Genomic DNA, 21,828 nt, shown 5'->3' with positions numbered 1-21,828 from the left:
GCGAAATCCCAAAAAAGCGCAACCGCAGCATTGACCGCAAAAGAGTGAAAATTTAGCCATAAAAATCAAAACATTACGAATATATCGGCAGAAGGGTTTCGGATAATGCCTGGAAGAGAGTGTCAGGAAAGGTAAATACGCCTCCGCAGAGGCGTATGGATTACTGGTTGAGGAATTTATCAAGAAACTGACGGGTGCGCGCCTGCTGTGGATTGCTGAACAACGCTTTTGCCGCGCCCTGTTCGACAATGCGCCCCTGATCCATAAAGATCGCCCGGTCCGCAACGTCACGGGCAAAGCTCATTTCATGGGTAACGATCACCATGGTGCGTTTTTCCTGCGCCAGCGCGCGGATGGTATTAAGCACCTCGCCCACCAGCTCCGGATCCAGCGCCGAGGTTGGTTCGTCAAACAGGATCACCTGCGGACGCATCGCCAGCGCGCGTGCGATGGCGACGCGCTGCTGCTGGCCGCCGGAGAGCCGACGCGGAAAGCTGCTTTCTTTGCCCTTCAGCCCCACCTTCTCCAGCAACGCGCGCGCGCGCGTTTCAGCTTCGCTTTTGGCTTCGCCTTTAACGATTACCGGCCCTTCAATAATATTCTCCAGCACCGAGCGATGAGGAAACAGATTGAAGTTCTGGAAAACAAAGCCCACCTGCTGGCGCAGTTTGCGCACCTGCTCTTTCTGCTTTGTGTGCGCCAGCCTGGCGTCAATGGCGATCTCCCCTACCTTGATGGTGCCGCTGTCCGGCGTTTCCAGCAGGTTAACACAGCGCAGCAGAGTGGTTTTTCCCGATCCGCTGGGACCGATAATCGCCACCACCTCGCCTGACGCCACCTCAAGATCGATGCCGTGCAGCACGGTCTGACCGTTAAAGGTCTTCACCAGCTTGCTGATTTCAATGGCGCTCATTTCGCCTCCTCATCCTGACGGTTGACGTGTTTTTCCAGCCGGTTTTGCAACGCCGACAGCACGGTGGCCATCACCCAGTAGATCAGCGACGCCGCCAGATACATAGTAAATACCTCCAGCGTACGGGAAGTAATCAGCTGAGCCTGGCGGAACAGCTCCGGCACCTGAATGGTGGCCGCCAGCGAGGTATCTTTTACCAGGCTGATAAAGCTGTTGCCGAGCGGCGGCAGCGCAGTGCGCGCCGCCTGCGGCAGGATCACCCGGCGCAGCGTCTGCCAGCGGGTCATACCGATGCTTGCCGCCGCTTCCCACTGTCCACGTTCGATGGCGGAAATGGCGCCGCGCAGCGACTCTGACGCATAGGCGGCGGTATTCAGGGAAAGACCAATCATGGCGGAGGGAATGGGATCAAGCTCGATGCCGAACTGCGGCAAACCGTAGTAGATCATAAACAGCTGGGCGATCAGCGGCGTGCCGCGAAACACCGAGACGTAAAAGCGCGACAGCAGGCTAACCGGCCAGAAGTGCGACAGCCGCATCAGCGCCAGCACAAAACCGAGCACCAGGCCGAAAAACATGCCGCCGATGCTCAGTTGCAGCGTAAAGAGCGCGCCCTTAAGTAAAAATGGTGCTGAATCCAGCACCAGTTTGAGGCTTTCCTGCATTACTTAGTCACATCCGCGCCAAACCATTTTTCAGACAGTTTGGTCAGCGAACCGTCTTTCTGCATTGCCGCAATGGCCTGATTGATGGCATTAAGCAGATCGGTGTTGCCTTTACGCAGCGCCACGCCTGACTCCAGACGCGAGAACGGCGCGCCCGCTACCGCCATGGTGTCGCCGGTTTTTTTTACCAGATCCAGCGCGGCCAGGCGATCGACAAGGATCGCGTCCACACGGCCAGAGCGCAGATCCTGATACTTCGTCGGGTCGTCGTCATAGGTGCGAATATCGACGCCTTTCACATTGTCGCGCAGCCACTGCTCATAGTTGGATCCCAGACCAACGCCGACCCTTTTGCCTGACAGATCCTCAGGTTTGGTGATGGATCCCGCTTTGGCTTTCATCGTCAGCGCCTGTACGCCGGAAATGGTATAGGGGGTTGAAAAGTCGTACTTCTTCTTACGCTCTTCAGAGATGGTCACCTGATTGATCACCACGTCGATACGCTTTGAATCCAGCGCCGCCAGCATCCCGTCCCACTTGGTCGGTTGCAGTTTAGCTTTCACGCCCAGGTGCTGCGCCAGCTGCTGGGCAAATTCCACTTCAAAACCGGTAAGTTTGCCGCTCTCGTCCTGAAAGCTAAACGGCGGATAGGTGCCTTCGAGACCCACACGCAGCTCGCCTTTATCTTTAACCTGCGTCAGCAGGTTTTCTGCTGCGTGCGTCTTGAGGTTAACGCCGGCCACCAGCGCCACCGCCATTACGCCCATCGCCAGATGGCGACTAACACGAGAAAAAATCATATTTACCCCATTTATTAGTATGTGATGTGTGTTATCAGGCAGCGCAGGTGCGACGCCCGGTCTTGCGGTAATAACTCGCGAAGTATAAACGCTTTTTTTCAGCCTGCTCAGACCGAAGGATGATAAGCAAATAACGCCGGCGCGCCGCCGGTATGCACAAACAGCAAGGGGCCTTCACGGCGGAAACGGTTCTGGGCGATCCCGTCCAGCAAACCCGCCATTGCTTTGCCGGTATAGACGGGATCGAGCAGAATCCCCTCCAGCTTCGCCAGCAGTTTTACCGCCTCCATGCCCTCTTCATTCGGCTCGCCATAGCGAGGCGCAAAATAGTCATCCCACAGAGTGACGGGCGCGCTACTGGTCACCTCCAGCTTGCTGATCAGCTGCTGACGCAGGCTGTCCACTATCGGCAGCTGCTGCTCCGCTTTACGCGAAACGGTCACGCCGATCAGTTCGGTTTCCGGCAGCAGCTGCTCCAGTCCGACCGCCAGCCCGGCATGCGTTCCCGCGCTGCCTGAGGCCACCACCACGGCGGCGAAATCGACCACGCCTTCGCTCTGGTGCGCAATCTCCTGCGCGCATTCGATATAGCCGAGCGCGCCCAGCCAGTTCGATCCGCCAACCGGCACGATATAGGGACGAAAACCTTGCGCTTCGAGGCGTTCCGCCTGCTCGGCCAGCTGCGTCGCAGGATGCGTTAATGCTTCTACCGGTACGATTTCACATTCAAGCAGATCCAGCAGCAGCCGGTTGCCGTTGCTGAGATAGTTCTCCGCGCGGGTGCCAATCGGGTTTTCCAGCAGCGCCACGCATTTCAGACCAAGCTTAGCCGCGACGGCCGCCGTCTGACGAACGTGGTTAGACTGGATAGCGCCCGCCGTCAGCAGTACGTCAGCCCCTTCTCGTAGCGCATCAGCCGCCAGAAATTCCAGTTTACGCAGCTTGTTTCCGCCCAGCGCGACAGGCGTGACATCGTCACGTTTGATAAAGATGTCGCGGCCGACGTAGTCAGAAAGGCGCGGCAGGTGTTCCAGCGGCGTAGGCGCGCCGAGTAGCTCAAGACGAGGAAACTGATGAATAAGATGTAAAGACAACGCGGCCTCCGGGGCTGTCACAATGATGTCTACAGTGTTGCAGAAGTTACGCGCGGAATCATCTGCCTTCGCGTTTTTAAAAAGAAGGTTGCGATGGATGACCGGATCAATGTGTTTTTTTTATCCGCGGGTAGAGTGGCGGCAGGTTTTTTTCGGAGTCAGGAAAGATGAAGAAGAAAAAGCATACCCCTGTGCCGCACGACGCCGCCTTTCGGCAATTTCTCTCTCAGCCGGACGTCGCCCGCGACTTTATGGACATCCACCTTCCACCAGAACTGCGCGCCATTTGCGATCTCAACACGCTGAAACTGGAGTCAGGTTCTTTTGTTGAGGATGATCTGCGCCATTATGTCAGCGACATTCTTTACAGCCTCAGGACCATCCACGGAGATGAGGGATATATCTATGTGTTGATTGAACATCAGTCCACGCCCGATAAGCATATGGCTTTCCGCCTGCTGCGCTATGCGGTTGCGGCGATGCAGCGCCATCTGGATGCGGGTCATGAGAGGGTGCCTCTGGTGATGCCGGTGCTGTTTTATGCAGGCAAACGTAGCCCCTACCCCTGGTCTACCTGCTGGCTGGATGAGTTTAGCGATTCGGCGCTGGCGGCCAGAATCTACGGCCAGGCGTTTCCGCTGGTAGACGTTACCGTCATTCCGGACGATGAAATCGCGAACCATCGCCGCATGGCCGCTTTGACGCTGCTGCAAAAACATATTCACCAGCGCGATCTGGCGGAGATGCTGGACCGGCTGGTGCCCATGCTGTTAAAGGATTACCTCACTTCATCACAGATAGTATCGCTGGTACACTATATCCTTCAGGCAGGTGAGACAGCGGACGCCGACGCATTTGTTCGGCAACTGGCACAGCAGGTGCCGCGACATGGGGAGATCCTTATGACCATTGCAGAACAGCTTGAGCGAAAAGGCCTGAAAACAGGCATGGAAAAAGGCATAGAGCAAGGCCGACGCCAGGGCAAGCAGGAAGCCAAATGCGAGGTTGCCCGAACCATGTTAAAAAACGGTCTTGACCGTGAAATCGTGATGCAAATGACCGGGCTGACCGAACAGGATCTGGCGCAGCTTTCACACTAGCTAAAGCTTATTCCGGTGTCTCTTTCCTGTTCAGCGGACGCGCTGAATCTCACTCTGAGACGTCTCTGCCGAAGCAGAGACGTTCAGAACAGCAAGGGTCATTGACTAGCTGCGCTGCCAGCCTAAAAATTGATCGTATTTGCGCAAGGCGATACGGTAATTATTGTTTCCTGCGTCAGGCAGGTCGTTCTCGAGGCATGCATGCCAGCTATTGCCGCTTAAACGATCGGCCGGGAAATTTTTGGCCTTAAGCATATCGTCCAGACGACGCAGCCGAACCACATATTCGCGGATCGTGCTGTGGCTCATTTCCGTTTGCTCAAACAGATACTGTTTGAACGCCATAATGTCGAAGTAATTAGGATGCGTATTGCAAAAAATATCACTACAAAAACGGCACAGCGCGGTAAGTTCTGGCTGTAATTTCAGCCATAGCTGCTCATCAATCATCTGGTCCATGCGCGCAATGGCCTCTTTATTGATGATCTGCCCGCGAAAGACTAACGCCATGCGGTCAAGTACCTTGCCACAATGAGAACAGTGACTCTGGCTATGTTTGTAGTCTTTAAGATAACGGCTTAAAGGTCTGGCTTTGGATTTGGCTCCCATTGCTGAGTCCCCGGTTTTATTATTTTTTGATCGCCAGGAACTGAAGCCGTCAGCGCGCTCCCGTAAGTCGGGCACGCAGGCGTTTTATCGCCTGACTGTGCAGCTGACTGACGCGTGATTCACCCACGTCAAGTACTGCGCCAATCTCTTTCAGATTCAGTTCTTCCTGGTAGTACAGTGTCAGCACCATTTTTTCGCGTTCGGGTAAGGCTTCGATCGCTTCAATGACGCGTTCACGCAGATTCCCTTCCAGCAACTGATGCAGCGGATTAGCCTCTTCGTGCCCTTCCGTGACCAGCTCCGCACTGTCGCCGTGTTCTTCCCGATACTCGTCGTAAGAGAAAAGCTGGCTATTGTTGGTGTCCAGCAAGATCTGCCGGTACTCTTCCAGCGAGACATTCAGCCGATCGGCAACTTCCTGCTCGGTGGCTGCGCGACCCATACTCTGTTCGACCTGATGCATCGCGCCTGCCACTTCGCGCGCGTTGCGGCGCACGCTACGCGGCGCCCAGTCGCGACTGCGAAGTTCATCCAGCATTGCGCCACGGATGCGCTGCACGGCGTAGGTGGTGAATGCTGTCCCCTGTAGCGCGTCGTAACGCTCTACAGCATTCAGCAAGCCAATACCTCCGGCCTGCAACAGATCGTCAAGCTCCACGCTTGCAGGCAGACGCACCTGCAAACGCAATGCTTCATGGCGCACCAGCGGGACGTAGCGCTGCCAGAGCGAATGTTTATCCATCACGCCTTCGGCGGTATAGAAATCGTTCACGTTGACTACCCTGCGTTAATAAAGTTATCGGCAGGATTATCCAATTCTGTAGGGGGATCGATTGGCTGAATAGGCGGGCAAAAGCGAGGTTATTTCATTTTTGTTATGTCAGAGAGCGAATGGTCCCGCTCTCTGAATGTCGTTTAGCCTGTTGCGCGCAGCCGCTGCCGCGTGGCGGGCGGCACCGCCTCCCATAGCGCGCAGACTTGCCCGTCAAGCGCCTGATAATAAGGGCTTATGCTTTGCCGGGTTTCCGGGTCTGAATGAAAGCGAATCTGGCCGGATTCACCATCGATACTTATCAGTTTATTGAGAAACAAACGGTGCAGATCGCTGCGCAGGAAAAGGCCGTTATCGACGCTATTGTCCGCCAGCATGCCCTCTTCGTTGACGCGCGTATCGATATGGCAGGCTTCCACCCAGGGCCAGCGGTGGCGATCCGTAAGACGCGTCCCGGTCATGACGCAGCCGCCATAGCGCGCCTTGACCGCCGTCAGAAACTCTGCCTGGCTGGCGCGCTGAAACAGACTGGCTTTAACGCGCCGTCCGACTTCCATGCCAGCCATGACCGCCGTGGGCACTTTATGCTGCGGCATGCTGAGCACCACAATAAACTGAATGCGGCGAGAAAGCGGAAAACAGGGATGCGACTGCGGATCGAAAAGCTGCCACCAGGCGTCGTGCTCATCCTCACGCATCATCACCAGCTGATAGCCGCGACTGGTCAGCAGGTTTTGCGCGGTCGTCGACTGGGGATCGAGCATGGCATAGACCCGGCTCTCGCCCATAACCTGCCAGAGGTTATCGCGCTGCTCCTCGCTGCTGCGGCGGAAACAGGCAAAAGGCTGTTGCGACTTGAGATAGTGCTCAAAGCGGCGCAGATAGTTTTTGCGCTCATTGTCGTCGGAGATAAACAGCAGATCCTCCAGCGGGCTGTTGCTCTCTTCGCTGGCAAAGACCGCACGAATGCGCAGCGTACGGTGGCTGGTAGAGGGACTCAGCAATCCGCGTACGGTGAGCGCCTTTTCGTCGGGATGCTGCTGCGCGTAACGCAGCGCAATCTCGTCAAAGGTCAGCTTCTCACCAGGTAACAAGTCATAATTGAAGCGCATAGACACTCCAGAAAAAGAAAAATCGGGCTAAAAAGAGATGCTGTTGTGTAGGGTGTTATCGGCAGGCTGACGAGGATCTGTAACATTAAGCGGACAGCATGGACGTGCTGCTGAATGACAAAAAAATAGCTGTACGTCAGCTCACCTACAGCTACTGGTGTGATTAAGTCAGTAAATAAATTAACGAAATGTCGTCATTAACCTTGGTCTTGTCGATCTCATTCAGAAAGGCTTTATCAGAAAGGCGATCGTGTTTGGTCAGGGTGTGAAAGCTGTAAATGACGTTGATCACATCATCTTCAGTGATATTGCCATCCTGTGCAACGCAAGAGGATACCAGGGACTTTAACAAAAACCATTCTGCGGTAAGAAGATAGAGGTTGGCCAGTCTGCTATGGGTTTTGATCGCCGGAAAGCCGTCATTATACATACGGTACTGGAGGTAATTACGCATAATATGCGGGCGTTCGGCTAACCAGGGCGCAACTTTCTCTTTCCAGGCATTATCAAGACGCTGCATGGGTAAATTAACCCGTCCATCATCGGCGATGTCGCTCAGGATTGAATACAGGTTATCAACGTAGCGCTGTAACGTGGCTTTGCCTCGCACGGATTTTTTATTTCTGAGATAATTCAGCAAGCGAAGCAGTAAACGCCACTGCAACTGATAGTCCGGCTTAATTTTATCGATTAACTGCTGCACTTCGCCATTTTCTACAGAGTGTAGAACAGAGGCAAAATACTCTTCTGCTTTTGCATACTTTTCTTCGTTATTTTCCAGTTTTTCAAGATAAAGAAAAAGCATGGCTATACCATACAATCCCTGTTGCGTATGGGACCCGCAGCCGAAGAGAATATTGGTACACATCAGATTAATCAATCGCCCTTCCTCATTCAGCTCGGGCGCGTTTAACTCGCGAGCGCGCAGCTCTTTTTTCTCGCGAAGTAGCATGGCGTTGCTATTCAACAGCAATTTCTTCGCCGCCTCAGGACAAGACAGCGTCAAAGTCTGCTTAATTTCATATCTGGTGGCTTTCTGCATTCGGGGGTAGTTAGCGCAAGTTGGGCTTAGTGCAGCGGCGCCCAACTTTTTATGAATAGAGCATAATCTTGCCTCATCCATAAAAGCACAATCATCTTTTTGCGAGAAGCTTATTTTTCCCCAGTCAGCGTAGCTTTTTTTTGTTTTAATAATATTAGTTTTAGCAATCGCTCTGATTTCAGCATCGCTGCTGTTTAAGTAATGATTGACTGTCGGCTTATCCAGAACAATGTTCCAGCCTTTACAGCAGTGTTCGCGGCACTCGCCGCCAGTACATCTGAACTCGCTATAAAAAACGGGTTCGAGTACAGAAATCTCTTTCATAACTCTCCCTACTGTTGCCTGACCGGTGAAAACCAAAAAGTTACGCAAGAGAATATCAAACTTTCCCGTTGCTCTATGGTTTCAACAGCTGACACTCATGAGGGTTATCTCAGATATAAAAAAACCCCGCCGGAGCGGGGTTTTAAGAGGTTCATCAGAGAACCATTAGCCCTGAAGCAGAGACAGAACCTGCTGCGGAACCTGGTTAGCTTTCGCCAACACGGAGTTACCAGCCTGCTGGATGATCTGTGCTTTAGACATGTTTGAAACTTCGGTCGCGTAGTCAGCATCCTGAATACGAGACTGTGCTTCAGACAGGTTAGTCGTGGTGTTGTTCAGGTTGGTGATAGCAGAATCCAGACGGTTCTGTACCGCACCCAGGCTTGAACGGAAGGTATCTACGGTAGAGATAGCTTTGTCCAGCAGAGCCAGTGGGTCAGAAGTCGCTGCGCCGGTGAACGCGTTGGCGTTCGAGGTGCTGGCGATGTCGCCGATGTTGCTGGCAACAGCCAGAGTACCGGTTGCGCCGCCGTTATCAATAGCCGTCGCGTCAGTTTTGTAATCTTTACCCTGAACGGTAACGTAGCCAACCGCTCCGCCAGTGCTGTCCGCGCCAACTTTCACGAACTGACCGGTCATTGAACCGCCGGTGACGCCGTTTGCGCTGTCGTCGTAGGTTACGTCAGTGGTGTTCAGCTGCACTGCACCGGTGCTGTCGTCGATAGAGACCGCGTAGTTGTCGCTGCCAGAAGAAACCACATAGGTAGAGGTTGCAGCGCCGGTTGAATCCTGCACGTTGTGCAGAGTCAGGGAGCTTGCAGATACGCCCAGGCTGGTAGCAACAGAAGACAGGTCAACGTCTTTCAGTGAGCCGCTCGCGCCAACCTGAGTAATGGAATCGCTCAGTTTCAGGGCGTTAGAAGAAACAGAGAAACCTTTCAGACCCAGAGTAGAAGAGTCGATTTTTTTCAGGTCGATAGAGATGGTTTCGCCATCGTTCGCGCCAACCTGGATTTTCATTGAACCGTCTTTTGCCAGCACGTTCACGCCGTTGAACTGAGTCTGACCAGAAACGCGGTCGATCTCGTCCAGACGGGATTTGATTTCGTCCTGGATTGAAGACAGGTCGGAATCAGAGTTGGTGCCGTTCTGAGACTGTACGGTCAGCTCACGGATACGTTGCAGGTTGTTGTTGATTTCAGACAGCGCGCCTTCAGTGGTCTGCGCAGCAGAGATACCGTCGTTAGCGTTACGCGCAGCCTGAGTCAGGCCGTTGATGTTAGAAGTAAAGCGGTTGGCAATCGCCTGACCAGCAGCGTCATCTTTAGCGCTGTTGATACGAAGACCAGAAGACAGACGCTCGATAGAGGTAGACAGAGCAGACTGGTTCTTGTTGATGTTGTTCTGAGTGATCAGCGAGAGGCTGTTGGTATTAATGACTTGGGCCATGATAAATATTCCTGTTAATCAAGTCTTTCGGTTAAGGTGTGGGCTTCAACCCGCCGGCTTCAGCGCCGTCAAAGTTGTTATCGTCTGCCCTTAAACAACCTTTAGAATTTTTTTAGTACCAGGTGAAAATTTTTTCCTTCAACCTGTCACGCTTATCTTTATCGCCCTCGCCCGCCACTTCTTTAGAGGAAAATCACCGCCTTTCTAGCCGTAGAAATACCCTTCTCTATATGCGCTATTCGCTTTATCGCGCAGTCATGAATAACTTTAAACTTTCCTTATTCGCCGCCGATAACCCCGGTATTCACTCTCCGTGTCGACATGATAAGGAAACAAGCATGGCAAGTATCTCTACCCTGGGTATCGGTTCAGGCCTGGACTTAAGCAGTATTCTCGACAGTATGCAGACGGCGGAAAAAGCCGCGCTGACCCCGATTTCAAATCAGCAGTCCTCTTATACGGCCAAGCTGAGCGCCTACGCGACGCTGAAAAGCGCACTGACGACCTTTCAGACGGCCAACACCACGCTCAATAATGCGGACCTGTTTACCGCCACTACAGCCACCAGCAGCTCCAGCGCCTTTAGCGCCACGACATCTGGCAGCACCGTGGCGGGTAAGTACACCATCAGCGTATCGCAGCTGGCGCAGGCGCAGACCCTGACTTCGGCAGTGCAGAGCAGCAACACCACGGCGCTGGGTGACAGCTCCGCCAGCAGCCGCACCCTGAGCATCGCGCTGGCGGACGGCTCCAGCAAAGACATTACGCTGACCAGCGACCAGACCTCGCTGACCGGCATGCGCGACGCCATCAACGGCGCAGACGCGGGCGTCACCGCCAGCATTATTAAGGTATCGGACGGCAGCTACCGCCTCTCCATCACCTCGAACGAAACCGGTTCAGACAACGCCGTCAGCAGCATTAAAGTCACAGGTGACGATACGCTCCAGGGCATCGTCGGCTATGACGCCAGCGCCAGCAGCAATGCGATGACCGAGAGCGTCACGGCGCAAAACGCTAAGCTGACGGTCAATAACATTGCCATTGAGAACAGCAGCAACACCATCAGCGACGCGCTGGAAGGCATAACGCTTAACCTGAGCGACACCACCACCGGCAACCAGACGCTGACCATTGCTACCGACACCTCAAAAGCCAACAGCGCCATTACCAGCTGGGTCTCGGCTTACAATACGCTGCAGGACACCTTCTCCAGCCTGACGAAATATACCGCTGTCGATGTCGGCGCGGATTCGCAGGACTCCAGCAACGGCGCCCTGCTTGGCGACAGCACGCTGCGTACCATTCAGAGCCAGCTAAAGAGCCTGCTGACCAACGCCGCCAGCTCCTCGACCTTTAAAACGCTGGCGCAGATTGGCGTTACCTCGGATCCAACCACCGGTGAGCTGGAGCTGGACTCGGACAAACTGAGCAGCAGCCTGACATCCGATATGGCGGGCGTTAAAGAGATGATTATCGGCGACGGTAAAACCACCGGTATCGCCACTACCGTCGCCAGCAACCTGACCAGCTGGCTCTCCAGCACCGGTATCGTGCAGTCGGCGACCGACGGCGTCAGCAAAACGCTGAACGATCTCACCGATCAGTACAACAAGGTGAACGACCGTATTACCGACACCATTGCGCGCCTGAAAACCCAGTTCACGCAGCTTGACGTATTAATGAGTTCGCTTAACCAGACCAGCAGCTACCTGACGCAGCAGTTTGAATCGTCAAGCAGCTCCAGCTCAAGCAGCTCGTAATAAGGAGTGATCATGTACACCGCAAATGGCACCCAGGCCTATGCAAAAATCGGCGTTGAAAGCGCCGTCATGAGTGCCAGCCAGCATCAGTTAATCAATATGCTGTTTGAAGGCGCGCTCAGCGCGCTGGTTCGCGCCCGCCTTTTTTTGCAGGACGGCAATATTGAAGGGAAAGGGCTTTCTCTTTCCAAAGCCATAAACATTATCGAAAACGGGCTCAGGCAGGGTCTCTCTGAAGAGAGCGGCGATGAGCTCACCACTAACCTGCTATCGCTTTACGCCTACATGGTGCGGCGACTTCTCCAGGCGAATTTACGTAACGACGTGGAGGCCATCGTTGAGGTCGAAGCGCTGCTGCGTAATATCGCTGACGCCTGGAAAGAAGTTGCTCAGCCTCAACCTCTGATTCAGGACGCCGTTTAATGATACTTGCACCGCAACTGATTGCCATTTACCAGCAGTTACTCGATCTTAGCCAGCAGATGCTGCGTCATGCGGCCGAGGGCGAATGGGATGATTTAATCAAAAAGGAAGTGGATTACGTCAGCGCGGTGCAACGGCTGGCGCGTACCACTGAAGCCGCCTCGCCTTCTGTTCAGGCACAGGAGCAGCTGCGTCCGGTGCTGCGCCATATTCTGGATAATGAAAGCGAAGTCAAACGCCTGCTCCAGGAGCGCATGAATGAGCTGTCGACGCTGGTGAGTCAGAATACCCGTCAGAAATCGGTGCTCAGCGCCTACGGCAAACAGGGCAGTATCATGGTTCCTGTAGAGAACCAGCCGCTCTCCTGATGTTGAAACGCACCGCGCAGAGAAAATAGTTGTTCTGCCGGTGCGTCTTTTTTTTTCCGTGCTCCATACTTGCTTTTCCTTCCCGCTGGAGCACAGCACATGCACAACCCGACCTTATTGCAGTTTTTCCACTGGTATTACCCGGATGGCGGCAAACTCTGGCCTGAAGTGGCCGAAAAAGCGGCCTGGCTGAGCGACATCGGCATCACCATGGCCTGGCTACCGCCTGCGTATAAAGGCGAATCGGGCGGCTATTCGGTGGGTTACGACAGTTACGATCTTTTTGACCTGGGCGAATTTGATCAGAAAGGCAGCGTCGCCACCAAATATGGCGACAAACAGCAGCTGCTGGCCGCGGTAGATGCTCTGCGCGCCCACAATCTCGGCGTGCTGCTCGATGTGGTGGTGAATCATAAAATGGGCGCGGATGAGAAGGAGCGCGTGCGCGTTAACCGCGTCAATCCCGATAACCGCGATGAGATCGACGACGACGTGATTGAGTGCGAAGCCTGGACGCGCTTTAGTTTTCCCGCGCGCGCGGGCCAGCACTCCAGATTTGTCTGGGACTATAAATGTTTCAGCGGCGTCGATCATATTGAGAACCCGGATGAGAACGGCGTTTTCAAAATCGTCAATGACTATACCGCCGACGGCTGGAACGATCAGGTCGATAACGAACTGGGCAATTTCGATTATCTGATGGGCGCGAATATCGACTTTCGCAACAATGCCGTGCGTGAAGAGCTTAAATACTGGGCGCGCTGGATAAAAGAGCAGCTGCCCTGCACCGGGTTTCGTCTGGACGCGGTAAAACACATCCCCGCCTGGTTCTACAAAGAGTGGATCGACCATGTGCAGGAGGTTAACGACGAGCCGATGTTCATCGTCGCCGAGTACTGGTCGTTCGAAACAGACAAGCTGCTGGATTATATTCAACAGGTCGACGGCAAAACCCTGTTGTTCGACGCCCCGTTGCATATGAATTTTCATCAGGCGTCGACGCAGGGGAGCGATTACGATCTCAGTCAGATCTTCGCCAGTTCGCTGGTGCAGGCCGATCCCTGGCATGCGGTCACTATCGTCGCTAACCACGACACCCAGCCGCTTCAGTCGCTGGAAGCCCCGGTCGAAGCCTGGTTTAAGCCGCTGGCCTATGCATTAATTCTGCTGCGCGAACAGGGCGTGCCGACGGTGTTCTATCCCGATCTTTTCGGCGCCAGCTATGAAGACGAGGGCGGCGACGGAGAAACCCATCGCGTAGAAATGCCTGCTATCGCTGAACTGGAGGCGCTGATCCGCGCCCGTCAAATCTACGGCTGGGGAGCGCAAACCGACTATTTCGATCATCCCAACTGCGTTGCGTTTAGCCGCAGCGGGACGGCTGAACAGCCGGGCTGCATTGTGATTATGTCGAACGGCGACGAAGGCGAAAAAAGCGTGGCGATGGGCGAAGGCTTTGCGGGCAAAGCCTGGCGCGACTATTTAGGTCATCGCGATGAAACCCTGATCGCCGATGAGCAAGGCACAGTGGTGGTGCGCTGTAACGGCGGTAGCGTCAGCGTCTGGGTGCTGGCGGAGTAATCAATATGCCTTATTCCGCCGCGCCAGGCGGAATAAGGCCGTGCGCAGTTACTGCTTCTCTTCGTTAGCCCGCGTAATGGCGGACTTGAGGATTTCCGGCTCGATATTCTGGATAACGGTCGCCTGCGGCTGCTTTGCCGCCTCTTCCAGCGCCTGCTGGCATTCGACCGTCGGGCGCTCGACCTTACGCAGCGTCAGGCCGTCATAGCGCAGTTCGCCTCCTTCCAGGCTGAGCGGCATTACGCGCGACTGTCGGTTAACGTTGACATAATCACCGCTAAGCAGCGTCAGCTTGCCAGGCTTGGCAATAACGCGCATCCACTGGCGGCAATCCAGGGTACTGCCGTCGGCGTTAATTATCAGGCTGCCCAGGGCGTTATCGCTGCGTAGCCCGCTTTGCGGTCCTGTCGTTTGCCAGTTGCCCTGTAGGCTGGCAGGCGCAGGCGTTTGCACCGCCTCCTGATAACTGTCGATTTGCGCACAGCCAGCCAGCGCCAGCGTGGCCATCAGCATCCACTTTTTCATCATTAATCCCTGAAATCGCTTTAATGGCGGCTACGTTATAATTTTTCGCCTGCTTTCCGCAAGCTGTCTGCGCGTCGCCGGGGACCAGTCGCCTGCTTTTTTTTCGTTTCAACCTCCCTGATACGGATTCCTGACAAGGTCTGGCCGGTAAGTTACACTGACAGGCTGCACGACCGTATTAATCAGGAAACCCTATGAAAACGCCAGAAGCCTATTACGCGCAGGCACGCGAGATGTTTTTCACCGCCCACGCCGATTTTAAAGCCGCGCTTGATGAATTAACCGAAAGCGACGCCCGATACGCCAACATGTCGCTGCGCCAGCTGCGCGAATGGCACGCCGAACGCATCTATGCCGCTTTTCTGCGCCAGAAAAATCTCGACGGCATGATTTTTTCTATCCAGCTTGCCGAACCCGATAAGGCCGTTGCTGCGGAAGCGATTGAAAACTATCTTAAATCACACGCAGAATCGCTGGGCATGACGTGGGAAGAGTTCTGTATCAAGAACGAACTCTGAACCCCAGTAATGTGACAACACCTCCAACCAGTCAAATAAGTGAGGATAAAATTGTACAAGCCAATAAAACTTGTATAAGTTTAACCTACGACTTCGGTCGTGATTGTCCTTGAACGAATGGTGCGCTTGCACCGCCTCTGGAGGTGTTGCTGGATTTCCACCTCCAGAGGTTTGATTTTTTCCTTTGCCTGCCGCGTTCCTCAGATATCTCCTGTTTTTACCTTCTCGCTTTGCCACCTGCGATAAAATTGCGTCCTTTGCTGAAAAAAAAGCGGTTGTGCCCGCACAGAGGCTTGTCACTGGTTGTATTTACAGTATGATGTGCCAGCGAATTTTTTCCCTGTATGGAATACCAGTATGTTTGTGGAATTGATTTACGATAAGCGTAACGTTGCCGGCCTCCCTGGCGCGCGCGAAATGATTTTGCGAGAGCTGGAAAAGCGCGTACAGCGCGTCTTCCCTGAGATAGAGGTACGCGTTAAGCCAATGGAGCGTAACGCTATCGAAACCGACATGAGTAAAAACGATAAGGCGACGCTGGCGCGTATTATCGAAGAGATGTTCGAAGAGGCGGAGATGTGGCTGGTGGCCGATTAACGGCCACCGGATCGGGCAGGATTATTTTTCCTGCTCGCTGTGATTGATGGCGATTTCCATATCCTGAATCGCGCCGTCCAGGTCGTCGAGCAGCGTGCCCTGTTTGTTAAGCAGCGCATCGATACGACCTGCGAACTCCTTATCCTTATATTCACCTGCATCAAACGCCAGCCAGTGGCTGGAGAGCGTTTCCGTGTTGGTCTGCGCGTAATGGCGCATCTCTTTCAGCTGCGAGGTCACATCGCGCAGGTAGTCAGTTTTGCTTTTCGTTTCCGCTGAATCACTCATGCTGTTTCTCCTTTTGCGGTTTTAACCTGAAAATATCTCGCGTGAATGAGTAAAGATAGAGGATTATAACGAAGCCGCCTTAAGAATAGTCGGAAGTCGCAGTGAGCATCGATAAGCGTTATCATTTGCTCTACCCGCCGTTTTAACAGGAAGTTAAAATGAACAAGCTGTTATTTCTTTTCGCTCTGTTGCTGCTTACTGGCTGCGCTGCGTCCCCTGATTCCGCCAGTACGCCTAAAGCGCTAAAACTGACGCGTCCGGTTTATCCCTGTTACGCCTTAACCCGACATATCGAAGGCTACGTAAAATTTGCTTATGACGTGGATGCGGAAGGCAAAGTCAGTGAAATGCGTATCCTGCGGTCAGAACCGCGAGGTCTGTTTGAACCCTATGTCATTGCCGCCGTCGGCAAATGGCGCTATGAGCCTTATAAGCCAGTCAAAAACCTGTCGATGACAATTCGCTTTGTGCTGCCTTCCGACAGCGGCGGCGCCAGAAGCACGCTGATTTTCTGACAAAACAGGGGACGCGGGTCCCCTGTTTAATGGCCGCTCAGGATAAAGCATTACAGATACTTCCTCGCCAGCGCAAACAGCTCATTCCTCGCCGCTGTGCCGAGATGCTCTATTCCCTGCTGAACGAAATCGAATGCCGCGCTGAAATCCTTTACGCCAGCGCTGAAGTCGCTTTGCTCAGTCCCCGCCGCTGACGGCTGGGCGCTCGAGGCGGCAGGCGCACCGCTGCCGCTATCGGCTGCGGCCGCTGGCTGGGCGTCCGACACGGCAGGCGCATCGCTGCCGCTATCGGCTGCGGCCGCTGGCTGGGCGTCCGACACGGCAGGCGCATCGCTGCCGCTACCGGCTGCGGCCGCTGGCTGGCCCTCCGACACGGCAGGCGCATCACTGCCGCTACCGGCTGCGGCCGCTGGCTGGGCGCTCGAGGCGGCAGGCGCATCGCTGCCGCTATCGGCTGCGGCCGCTGGCTGCTGAACCCCCTCATTACTCGCCTGCGCGCTGGTCTGCCCGGCTGCGGCATCCGCCACGGATATCGGCGTCTCGGACTGCGTATCCGTTGCGGGCTGTTGCTCCGTAGCCTGAACGGCGGGCTGCGCCTCAGCGTCGGTATTTGATACGGGCTGTGCCGGCGTGTGCTGTGCCGTGGCATCCGGCGCCACATGCGTTTCACCGGGCGTCTCCTCAGAAGTCGCAGGCGCAACCGTTGAAGGCGACGACAAACGCTGCAACTGGGGGTTAGTTGGCACATTGCTGTCCGGCACCGCAAATTGCGGCAGCGCCGCGTCACCGGTTTGAGCGGTAGAATTAATCATGCTGGTATCAGTCATAGCAGACTCCTTAGTGGTGATGAGCGATCGGAGGGCGTGGAAGCCTTCCCCAATCAGATTGAAAATACGCATAAGCTTTTCCTCTCACTTCTTTACCGGGGGTTCATCCTGTATCACTACCCGCTTCACCTTATCGACGGTCTGTTCAGCGGTGCGATCCGGTAGGGCATCCAGTTTGTGTTGCAGCACAGTGACCTGCTGCGACAGTTGATCGACTTTGGCTTCACGTCGGCTGGCGGCTTCGCGCGATTCACGTCGAATATCTTCTACCTGACGGTTGGCGGCGCTGCTGACGTACAAGAACAAGATGGTCATCAGAATGCACAGGAGTGACATGCCCAACATCAGCACGCCCAGCATCACTTTGCGCTTATGGCTTACCGGCTTTATTTCACTGTGTATCTCTGCCATCGCTGCGATCCTCTAAGGTGGTAATCAGTCTGTCGATTTCATTGCGGAACTTGCTGTTCTGATCGGCGTCGGTCATCACCACCAGAATGCCGAGTGCGTTTTTAATCAGCCGCAGATCGGTTTCCAGAGTCGATATCCGCCGCAAATTCGTGTCATGGCGCATACGCAAATCATCGTTCTCCTGTCTGAGCAACGCGTTGCTCTCTTTTAGCAACACAACCTGCTCCTTATAGCTGGTAATAATTTCGCCACCGGCACGGTTGCTGGTGACAATTGAGGCAATGCCTGCAATAAGGGGTTTCCAGAAAAGCGCGGCAGCCCCGCCTCCAAGAACTAACGCGCCAACACTGGTAATTAAACTACTCTCCATGCCTCACCTCTGAGCCTCACGGGTCACAGCTACTGGCGTCAGGCGTAAAACGTAAAGCGCCTCCCTCACCGCAACTTAAGATTGCTTAAATTAACAGCTTAAGTATACTTAAGTCTGGCTCACTGGAGATGTCAAGACAATGCAAAAAGAAACCACGGGCGAGCGTATTCGCCGCCGCCGTAAAGCCTTGAATTTGACGCAAAAAGCGGTAGCAGAAAAAATTTCGGTATCCCATGTGGCGATTTCGCAGTGGGAAAAAGAGGAGACGCTGCCGCGCGGGGAAAATCTGCTGCGTCTGGCGGAAGCACTGGGCTGTGCGCCCGCCTGGCTGGTCGACGGCGATGGACCGGTGTTTACTGTGCAAACGCAGATGCAAACTGGTCTGCCCGTGCTGGCGAAAGAACAGCTTGCCAGCTGGTTAACGGAAGCACCCCAGGTGGAAATACGGGATTATGTGCAGACAGATCGTGCTCGTTCCGCCGCGAGCTTTGCCGTTGTGCTGTGGGACAACGCGCTGGCGCCGCACTGCCTGCGTAACGACCTGTTACTGATCGACCCAGAGGTAGTGCCGCAGCCGGGGGATGTCGTCCTCGCCGCAAGAGGCAATGGAGAGTATGTGGTGCGCAAATACCGTGTTCGCAGCCAGGATAATTTTGAACTGGTACCGCTGAATGAAGACTATCCTGTGCTGCGTTCTACAGAAGAAACGCTGACGCTGTCGGGCACGCTGGTGGAATGGCGACGCTATCGTGATGAGAGAAGCTAATCACATTGCCGTTTTTATTCACCGGCTCGCTCGAACCTCTTACGCATGGCGGCGTCTTATTCAGCATGTGGATAAAACCATGTAACGACTTTCACCCGCCTCGCGCGGGTTTTTTTTAGGTAATAAGAATTTCCTGTGACCCGCAGCGCTGTTCTCCATTCACATAAAGTCATACCGGTGCGACTATAACCCTGCGCTATGCGCATACCCTTTACGTAATGTGAACGAGAGTTCTGCTTAATGATATTTGCCCGCCTTGCGCGGGCAGTTTTTTACAAATTGCGCACATGAATAAAGCCGTCCGCAGACGGCTTCATGATGTCAAGGATTCAGACCTTCATCCTCGTCTTCATCCTCGTCCTCGTCCTCTGGAAATTCGGCATCCTCAGGCATTTCATCCTCATCTCCCCCAGGAATATCTTCCACGCCGCCAGGAACCTGACCATCATCTGGAATCGGATCAATATCATCAGGACGTTCTGACATAAGCACCTCCGTTTACCCCCATCGGGTCTAATTAGTTTAGCGTCGCGACTATTGAAACTGCGTGTAAAATTGTCGAAACGTGAACAAGACGTAAAAGTAAAAACATTACCGGCTTGGCGTTTGGCTTATCGGACAAGGCATGTTCCGTCTTAGATGGAAAGGCCAGAAAGACATTTACAAAACTAATCGGCAGTCAGGATTTGACGAATTGCTTTATAGCTTCTTGAATTAAATAAAACACAGATACAAAGGACAGGATTATGACAGAACTATTACATATCATTTCTGTGAGCGCGATTGTCGCCGGCATCTATTTAATCGATTAAACCGACGTCCGGCTCCAGGAATCAAAACCCGCTTATACGCTGCTGATACTGTCATTCTGTACGCGCGAATATTACCTTCATCAGACCAGAGTCACCGGGCTAAATATTTAGTGGCGAGCGGTAGCCGTCGTATAATATCCGCTCGCCTGATGGTACAGGCTATTAATGATGTAACATCTCATCAACGACCTGATCTTCGGTGAGCTGGTAAGGATAATAGGTTGGCCAGTTATCCATCTCTTTCAGCAGGGCTTCCTGAGAAGTATTGCCAAAGAAAACATGAAAATGGCTCGATTTGCGCGGCGCGATAATATGATCGCTGAACTGGACATATTTAGGGGCTTTGCTGCCAGGATCACGGCATTCAAACAGGTAGCGTACCCCCTTTTTCCCTGATGAGTAAGTCAGAATCTGGTGCCCGACATAATGATAAGCACAGGCCGCCACGCTATCGCCGCGATGAAACTCAATCACGCCATTTTCAATTCCCAGTCGCTCAACATCTGTCGCGTAGCCTTTGCGGTAATACTCTTTAATCTGTTCCGCACTCTGATGACCACCCTTCTCTGCTTTTTTGCTGAATACCGGATCGAGCTTTCCCTGTTGCAGCAGCGGATAGACTGACTCCCAGACGCCATCCCAGTCCGTTAGCGCGCGGTCCTTTACATCACTATCAGCAAACAGGCCTTCGGACGCGCTTTGTTCCTTTGCCGTCATGGCAGGACCATGCGAATGATGGCCGTGCGCCTGCGCAAAGCCGGTACTCAACAGCAAAGACAATGCCAGCAACGCACTTTTTTTCATTAACATTGTGACTCTCCCTTTAAACAAGAGCACGAAATGTTATGTTATAACATTAGAAATAACAAGCAAAACCAGTTTTAACTGCAAACGACTTTGGTCTCGCCGCTTCGTCAGGTTTTTACTGTGAAGGCAGACGCGCATTTAACATCACGTAGTGCTTCAAGCTGCGAAAGACGCGATTTTGCTTTTTCGCTGGCGGTACGGCGGGCAAGTCCATTGCCAATACCGAAGTCACCGACAAATCCCATTACCGTCCGGTAGTCGAAGCTGCTGGTCTGCTTGATCTCCTGCTGGATACCATGCGTTTTGGCGATCTCTTGCTTAAGCGCCTGACAGTTTAACGACACCGCTTCTTCGTCCGTAACGGCGGGGGCCTGGGGATACTGTTTGGTGGCACAGGCGGTGAGGAGTAGTACGGCTGCAATGAGGCTGTTTTTTTTCATCAGGGATTAGCGTCGTCAGGGCTTCGTTTCTACACCTGCATTCCAGTTTCTCTGGCAATATGGCAGGGTACGTTGATGTAAATGGATCAAGATCCATCAGAAGCATACCCTAAGGCTTATTTCACCTATCAGGAGAATACAGGGTATCTGGGACAGTATTTTTTTGTGATTCATGGGGGTGGCAGGCAGCAGTAGCACACAGGCGTCAAATTTTAGCCACCATGTAGTCTGGTTAGATCGGCGCGGACTGCCCCTGCCTTGCCATCGTTTTTTTGATTTAAGCAGTTATACAGAAGAGGAATTGCTCACTGAGTTAGCTTTTTACTGAATTCTGTTCACTGTTGAAAATGAATGAACCTTAGAAAATAAAATCTGACGATTTTTAATAGCATTTAGCGATAAAGCTATACACATAACTACTCTGACTTAGGTGCAATCGTTTAGGGTGTACACGCTGCGCTAAAGGTATGTAATGGATACGCCGTGTATAAGATAAAAGCAAAGAGTGGTGGAAAAGTTTTACCCGCATCCCGTTTCAACCCCCGAATAAAATATGCGCGTTATAAATACAGATTTGCTTGCATACACGGATCTCATCATGGCGGGTCCAAAGTAACTGGACCTGGTTCATGTACGAGAAGAAAAGACGGCGGGAGGCGCTCGGTCAGATGTGGAACAATACCTTTGAGCGTGCAGGCCTTCGCCACCGTAAGGCATATCAGTTTAGGTATACATTCGCATGCTGGGCGTTGTTGGCTGGTGCAAATCCGAACTACGTTGCGGCGCAAATGGGCCATTCAGAGGCGCAGATGGTGTATCAGGTATACGGGTCCTGGCTGAAGGGAACTAATGAAGCACAGAGGAGCCTGCTCAACGTAAAACTGAACGAGTTTGTCCCATCCATGCCCCACACTAAAGCGGTCTAACCTTTAATTAT

Annotated in this window: 27 protein-coding genes; 10 read left to right on the top strand and 17 right to left on the bottom strand. The window is 53.5% G+C overall.

Features of this window, described 5'->3' with window-relative positions; all coding sequences use genetic code 11:
• Positions 1 to 160: 160 nt before the first annotated feature.
• From tcyN to BBB56_RS06435, 4 genes are all read right to left on the bottom strand, one after another.
• On the bottom strand, positions 161 to 913 hold the full coding sequence (gene tcyN, locus BBB56_RS06450; protein WP_123799938.1) for an L-cystine ABC transporter ATP-binding protein TcyN: 753 nt from the start codon (positions 911 to 913) through the stop codon (positions 161 to 163).
• Entirely contained in the window at positions 910 to 1,578 is a 669-nt protein-coding gene (gene tcyL, locus BBB56_RS06445; protein WP_123799936.1) for a cystine ABC transporter permease, read from the bottom strand. The genes tcyN and tcyL overlap by 4 nt, the downstream gene beginning before the upstream one ends.
• Positions 1,578 to 2,378 carry a cystine ABC transporter substrate-binding protein gene (tcyJ, locus tag BBB56_RS06440; RefSeq protein WP_123799934.1) on the bottom strand — a complete coding sequence of 267 codons (801 nt, stop codon included), beginning with the start codon at positions 2,376 to 2,378 and terminating at the stop codon, positions 1,578 to 1,580. The genes tcyL and tcyJ overlap by 1 nt, the downstream gene beginning before the upstream one ends.
• Before the next feature lie 107 nt (positions 2,379 to 2,485).
• Entirely contained in the window at positions 2,486 to 3,472 is a 987-nt protein-coding gene (locus BBB56_RS06435; protein ID WP_123799932.1) for a D-cysteine desulfhydrase, read from the bottom strand.
• 167 nt (positions 3,473 to 3,639) lie between these two features.
• Between BBB56_RS06435 and BBB56_RS06430 the strand changes: the two genes are divergently transcribed.
• Positions 3,640 to 4,572, top strand: coding sequence for an Rpn family recombination-promoting nuclease/putative transposase (locus BBB56_RS06430; protein ID WP_123799930.1), 933 nt, complete (start codon positions 3,640 to 3,642; stop codon positions 4,570 to 4,572).
• 105 nt (positions 4,573 to 4,677) lie between these two features.
• Here BBB56_RS06430 and fliZ read toward each other — a convergent pair whose 3' ends face one another.
• From fliZ to BBB56_RS06405, 5 genes are all read right to left on the bottom strand, one after another.
• The gene (gene fliZ / locus BBB56_RS06425) at positions 4,678 to 5,181 is read right to left on the bottom strand and encodes a flagella biosynthesis regulatory protein FliZ (protein WP_033749773.1); all 504 of its coding nucleotides are present in this window, start codon (positions 5,179 to 5,181) and stop codon (positions 4,678 to 4,680) included.
• A 49-nt stretch (positions 5,182 to 5,230) separates the two neighbouring features.
• Positions 5,231 to 5,953, bottom strand: coding sequence for an RNA polymerase sigma factor FliA (locus BBB56_RS06420; RefSeq protein WP_123799928.1), 723 nt, complete (start codon positions 5,951 to 5,953; stop codon positions 5,231 to 5,233).
• 143 nt (positions 5,954 to 6,096) lie between these two features.
• Positions 6,097 to 7,065, bottom strand: a complete 969-nt coding sequence (locus BBB56_RS06415) for an HNH endonuclease signature motif containing protein (protein ID WP_123799926.1) — start codon at positions 7,063 to 7,065, stop codon at positions 6,097 to 6,099.
• A 163-nt stretch (positions 7,066 to 7,228) separates the two neighbouring features.
• A complete protein-coding gene (gene fliB / locus BBB56_RS06410; protein WP_123799924.1) occupies positions 7,229 to 8,431 on the bottom strand; it encodes a flagellin lysine-N-methylase in 1,203 nt (400 codons plus the stop codon).
• A 165-nt stretch (positions 8,432 to 8,596) separates the two neighbouring features.
• Positions 8,597 to 9,880: a FliC/FljB family flagellin gene (locus BBB56_RS06405; protein ID WP_123799922.1), complete on the bottom strand. Its 1,284-nt coding sequence runs from the start codon at positions 9,878 to 9,880 to the stop codon at positions 8,597 to 8,599.
• Positions 9,881 to 10,218: 338 nt separating this feature from the next.
• Here BBB56_RS06405 and fliD point away from each other — a divergent pair, with 338 nt between their 5' ends.
• The 4 genes from fliD to amyA all read left to right on the top strand — a co-directional run bounded on the left by fliD (position 10,219) and on the right by amyA (position 14,015).
• Positions 10,219 to 11,643 (top strand): flagellar filament capping protein FliD, encoded by a 1,425-nt coding sequence (gene fliD / locus BBB56_RS06400; protein WP_123799920.1) that lies wholly within the window; start codon positions 10,219 to 10,221, stop codon positions 11,641 to 11,643.
• Between the two features lie 12 nt (positions 11,644 to 11,655).
• A complete protein-coding gene (gene fliS, locus BBB56_RS06395) occupies positions 11,656 to 12,066 on the top strand; it encodes a flagellar export chaperone FliS (RefSeq protein ID WP_123799918.1) in 411 nt (136 codons plus the stop codon).
• The gene (gene fliT, locus BBB56_RS06390) at positions 12,066 to 12,434 is read left to right on the top strand and encodes a flagella biosynthesis regulatory protein FliT (RefSeq protein ID WP_123799916.1); all 369 of its coding nucleotides are present in this window, start codon (positions 12,066 to 12,068) and stop codon (positions 12,432 to 12,434) included. The genes fliS and fliT overlap by 1 nt, the downstream gene beginning before the upstream one ends.
• Before the next feature lie 99 nt (positions 12,435 to 12,533).
• Positions 12,534 to 14,015 (top strand): alpha-amylase, encoded by a 1,482-nt coding sequence (gene amyA, locus BBB56_RS06385; protein ID WP_123799914.1) that lies wholly within the window; start codon positions 12,534 to 12,536, stop codon positions 14,013 to 14,015.
• A 48-nt stretch (positions 14,016 to 14,063) separates the two neighbouring features.
• On the opposite strand, the gene yedD is transcribed toward amyA, so the two are convergent.
• A complete protein-coding gene (yedD, locus tag BBB56_RS06380) occupies positions 14,064 to 14,540 on the bottom strand; it encodes a lipoprotein YedD (RefSeq protein ID WP_123800352.1) in 477 nt (158 codons plus the stop codon).
• Between the two features lie 194 nt (positions 14,541 to 14,734).
• On the opposite strand from yedD, the gene BBB56_RS06375 reads away from it, so the two are divergent.
• Positions 14,735 to 15,058, top strand: coding sequence for a DUF6388 family protein (locus BBB56_RS06375; RefSeq protein WP_123799912.1), 324 nt, complete (start codon positions 14,735 to 14,737; stop codon positions 15,056 to 15,058).
• Between the two features lie 357 nt (positions 15,059 to 15,415).
• On the top strand, positions 15,416 to 15,655 hold the full coding sequence (locus BBB56_RS06370) for a DinI-like family protein (RefSeq protein WP_123799910.1): 240 nt from the start codon (positions 15,416 to 15,418) through the stop codon (positions 15,653 to 15,655).
• A 21-nt stretch (positions 15,656 to 15,676) separates the two neighbouring features.
• Here the strand turns inward: BBB56_RS06370 and BBB56_RS06365 are convergent, their stop codons facing one another.
• Entirely contained in the window at positions 15,677 to 15,943 is a 267-nt protein-coding gene (locus BBB56_RS06365) for a hypothetical protein (RefSeq protein ID WP_123799908.1), read from the bottom strand.
• 158 nt (positions 15,944 to 16,101) lie between these two features.
• Between BBB56_RS06365 and BBB56_RS06360 the strand changes: the two genes are divergently transcribed.
• Positions 16,102 to 16,458: a TonB family protein gene (locus BBB56_RS06360; RefSeq protein WP_123799906.1), complete on the top strand. Its 357-nt coding sequence runs from the start codon at positions 16,102 to 16,104 to the stop codon at positions 16,456 to 16,458.
• A gap of 50 nt (positions 16,459 to 16,508) precedes the next feature.
• On the opposite strand, the gene BBB56_RS06355 is transcribed toward BBB56_RS06360, so the two are convergent.
• The 3 genes from BBB56_RS06355 to BBB56_RS06345 form a co-directional block, all read right to left on the bottom strand.
• Positions 16,509 to 17,285 (bottom strand): hypothetical protein, encoded by a 777-nt coding sequence (locus BBB56_RS06355; RefSeq protein ID WP_123799904.1) that lies wholly within the window; start codon positions 17,283 to 17,285, stop codon positions 16,509 to 16,511.
• 84 nt (positions 17,286 to 17,369) lie between these two features.
• Positions 17,370 to 17,696: a hypothetical protein gene (locus BBB56_RS06350; protein ID WP_123799902.1), complete on the bottom strand. Its 327-nt coding sequence runs from the start codon at positions 17,694 to 17,696 to the stop codon at positions 17,370 to 17,372.
• The gene (locus tag BBB56_RS06345; RefSeq protein ID WP_123799900.1) at positions 17,677 to 18,066 is read right to left on the bottom strand and encodes a hypothetical protein; all 390 of its coding nucleotides are present in this window, start codon (positions 18,064 to 18,066) and stop codon (positions 17,677 to 17,679) included. Before BBB56_RS06345 ends, BBB56_RS06350 begins: the two co-directional genes overlap by 20 nt.
• A 139-nt stretch (positions 18,067 to 18,205) precedes the next feature.
• Between BBB56_RS06345 and BBB56_RS06340 the strand changes: the two genes are divergently transcribed.
• A complete protein-coding gene (locus tag BBB56_RS06340; RefSeq protein WP_123799898.1) occupies positions 18,206 to 18,832 on the top strand; it encodes a helix-turn-helix domain-containing protein in 627 nt (208 codons plus the stop codon).
• 321 nt (positions 18,833 to 19,153) lie between these two features.
• Here the strand turns inward: BBB56_RS06340 and BBB56_RS23615 are convergent, their stop codons facing one another.
• The 3 genes from BBB56_RS23615 to BBB56_RS06330 form a co-directional block, all read right to left on the bottom strand.
• Positions 19,154 to 19,318, bottom strand: a complete 165-nt coding sequence (locus BBB56_RS23615) for a hypothetical protein (RefSeq protein WP_199756204.1) — start codon at positions 19,316 to 19,318, stop codon at positions 19,154 to 19,156.
• Positions 19,319 to 19,806: 488 nt separating this feature from the next.
• The gene (gene zinT, locus BBB56_RS06335; RefSeq protein ID WP_123800351.1) at positions 19,807 to 20,454 is read right to left on the bottom strand and encodes a metal-binding protein ZinT; all 648 of its coding nucleotides are present in this window, start codon (positions 20,452 to 20,454) and stop codon (positions 19,807 to 19,809) included.
• A 104-nt stretch (positions 20,455 to 20,558) separates the two neighbouring features.
• On the bottom strand, positions 20,559 to 20,891 hold the full coding sequence (locus BBB56_RS06330; RefSeq protein WP_123799896.1) for a hypothetical protein: 333 nt from the start codon (positions 20,889 to 20,891) through the stop codon (positions 20,559 to 20,561).
• Positions 20,892 to 21,520: 629 nt separating this feature from the next.
• Between BBB56_RS06330 and BBB56_RS06325 the strand changes: the two genes are divergently transcribed.
• Positions 21,521 to 21,817 carry a site-specific integrase gene (locus BBB56_RS06325; RefSeq protein ID WP_123799894.1) on the top strand — a complete coding sequence of 99 codons (297 nt, stop codon included), beginning with the start codon at positions 21,521 to 21,523 and terminating at the stop codon, positions 21,815 to 21,817.
• Positions 21,818 to 21,828 lie beyond the last annotated feature (11 nt).

The sequence above is a fragment of the Candidatus Pantoea deserta genome (assembly GCF_003813865.1).
Classification (GTDB): Bacteria; Pseudomonadota; Gammaproteobacteria; order Enterobacterales; family Enterobacteriaceae; genus Pantoea; species Pantoea deserta.
This window is presented reverse-complemented; position numbering and strand designations above follow the sequence as displayed.

Excerpts from the sequence above, each read along its gene's own strand:
- tcyN (WP_123799938.1), bottom strand. The coding sequence starts at position 913 with ATGAGCGCCATTGAAATCAGCAAGCTGGTGAAGACCTTTAACGGTCAG.
- tcyL (WP_123799936.1), bottom strand. The coding sequence starts at position 1,578 with ATGCAGGAAAGCCTCAAACTGGTGCTGGATTCAGCACCATTTTTACTT.
- tcyJ (WP_123799934.1), bottom strand. The coding sequence starts at position 2,378 with ATGATTTTTTCTCGTGTTAGTCGCCATCTGGCGATGGGCGTAATGGCG.
- BBB56_RS06430 (WP_123799930.1), top strand. The coding sequence starts at position 3,640 with ATGAAGAAGAAAAAGCATACCCCTGTGCCGCACGACGCCGCCTTTCGG.
- fliZ (WP_033749773.1), bottom strand. The coding sequence starts at position 5,181 with ATGGGAGCCAAATCCAAAGCCAGACCTTTAAGCCGTTATCTTAAAGAC.
- BBB56_RS06415 (WP_123799926.1), bottom strand. The coding sequence starts at position 7,065 with ATGCGCTTCAATTATGACTTGTTACCTGGTGAGAAGCTGACCTTTGAC.
- fliB (WP_123799924.1), bottom strand. The coding sequence starts at position 8,431 with ATGAAAGAGATTTCTGTACTCGAACCCGTTTTTTATAGCGAGTTCAGA.
- BBB56_RS06405 (WP_123799922.1), bottom strand. The coding sequence starts at position 9,880 with ATGGCCCAAGTCATTAATACCAACAGCCTCTCGCTGATCACTCAGAAC.
- fliD (WP_123799920.1), top strand. The coding sequence starts at position 10,219 with ATGGCAAGTATCTCTACCCTGGGTATCGGTTCAGGCCTGGACTTAAGC.
- fliS (WP_123799918.1), top strand. The coding sequence starts at position 11,656 with ATGTACACCGCAAATGGCACCCAGGCCTATGCAAAAATCGGCGTTGAA.
- fliT (WP_123799916.1), top strand. The coding sequence starts at position 12,066 with ATGATACTTGCACCGCAACTGATTGCCATTTACCAGCAGTTACTCGAT.
- amyA (WP_123799914.1), top strand. The coding sequence starts at position 12,534 with ATGCACAACCCGACCTTATTGCAGTTTTTCCACTGGTATTACCCGGAT.
- yedD (WP_123800352.1), bottom strand. The coding sequence starts at position 14,540 with ATGAAAAAGTGGATGCTGATGGCCACGCTGGCGCTGGCTGGCTGTGCG.
- BBB56_RS06375 (WP_123799912.1), top strand. The coding sequence starts at position 14,735 with ATGAAAACGCCAGAAGCCTATTACGCGCAGGCACGCGAGATGTTTTTC.
- BBB56_RS06370 (WP_123799910.1), top strand. The coding sequence starts at position 15,416 with ATGTTTGTGGAATTGATTTACGATAAGCGTAACGTTGCCGGCCTCCCT.
- BBB56_RS06365 (WP_123799908.1), bottom strand. The coding sequence starts at position 15,943 with ATGAGTGATTCAGCGGAAACGAAAAGCAAAACTGACTACCTGCGCGAT.
- BBB56_RS06360 (WP_123799906.1), top strand. The coding sequence starts at position 16,102 with ATGAACAAGCTGTTATTTCTTTTCGCTCTGTTGCTGCTTACTGGCTGC.
- BBB56_RS06355 (WP_123799904.1), bottom strand. The coding sequence starts at position 17,285 with ATGACTGATACCAGCATGATTAATTCTACCGCTCAAACCGGTGACGCG.
- BBB56_RS06350 (WP_123799902.1), bottom strand. The coding sequence starts at position 17,696 with ATGGCAGAGATACACAGTGAAATAAAGCCGGTAAGCCATAAGCGCAAA.
- BBB56_RS06345 (WP_123799900.1), bottom strand. The coding sequence starts at position 18,066 with ATGGAGAGTAGTTTAATTACCAGTGTTGGCGCGTTAGTTCTTGGAGGC.
- BBB56_RS06340 (WP_123799898.1), top strand. The coding sequence starts at position 18,206 with ATGCAAAAAGAAACCACGGGCGAGCGTATTCGCCGCCGCCGTAAAGCC.
- BBB56_RS23615 (WP_199756204.1), bottom strand. The coding sequence starts at position 19,318 with ATGTCAGAACGTCCTGATGATATTGATCCGATTCCAGATGATGGTCAG.
- zinT (WP_123800351.1), bottom strand. The coding sequence starts at position 20,454 with ATGTTAATGAAAAAAAGTGCGTTGCTGGCATTGTCTTTGCTGTTGAGT.
- BBB56_RS06330 (WP_123799896.1), bottom strand. The coding sequence starts at position 20,891 with ATGAAAAAAAACAGCCTCATTGCAGCCGTACTACTCCTCACCGCCTGT.
- BBB56_RS06325 (WP_123799894.1), top strand. The coding sequence starts at position 21,521 with ATGTACGAGAAGAAAAGACGGCGGGAGGCGCTCGGTCAGATGTGGAAC.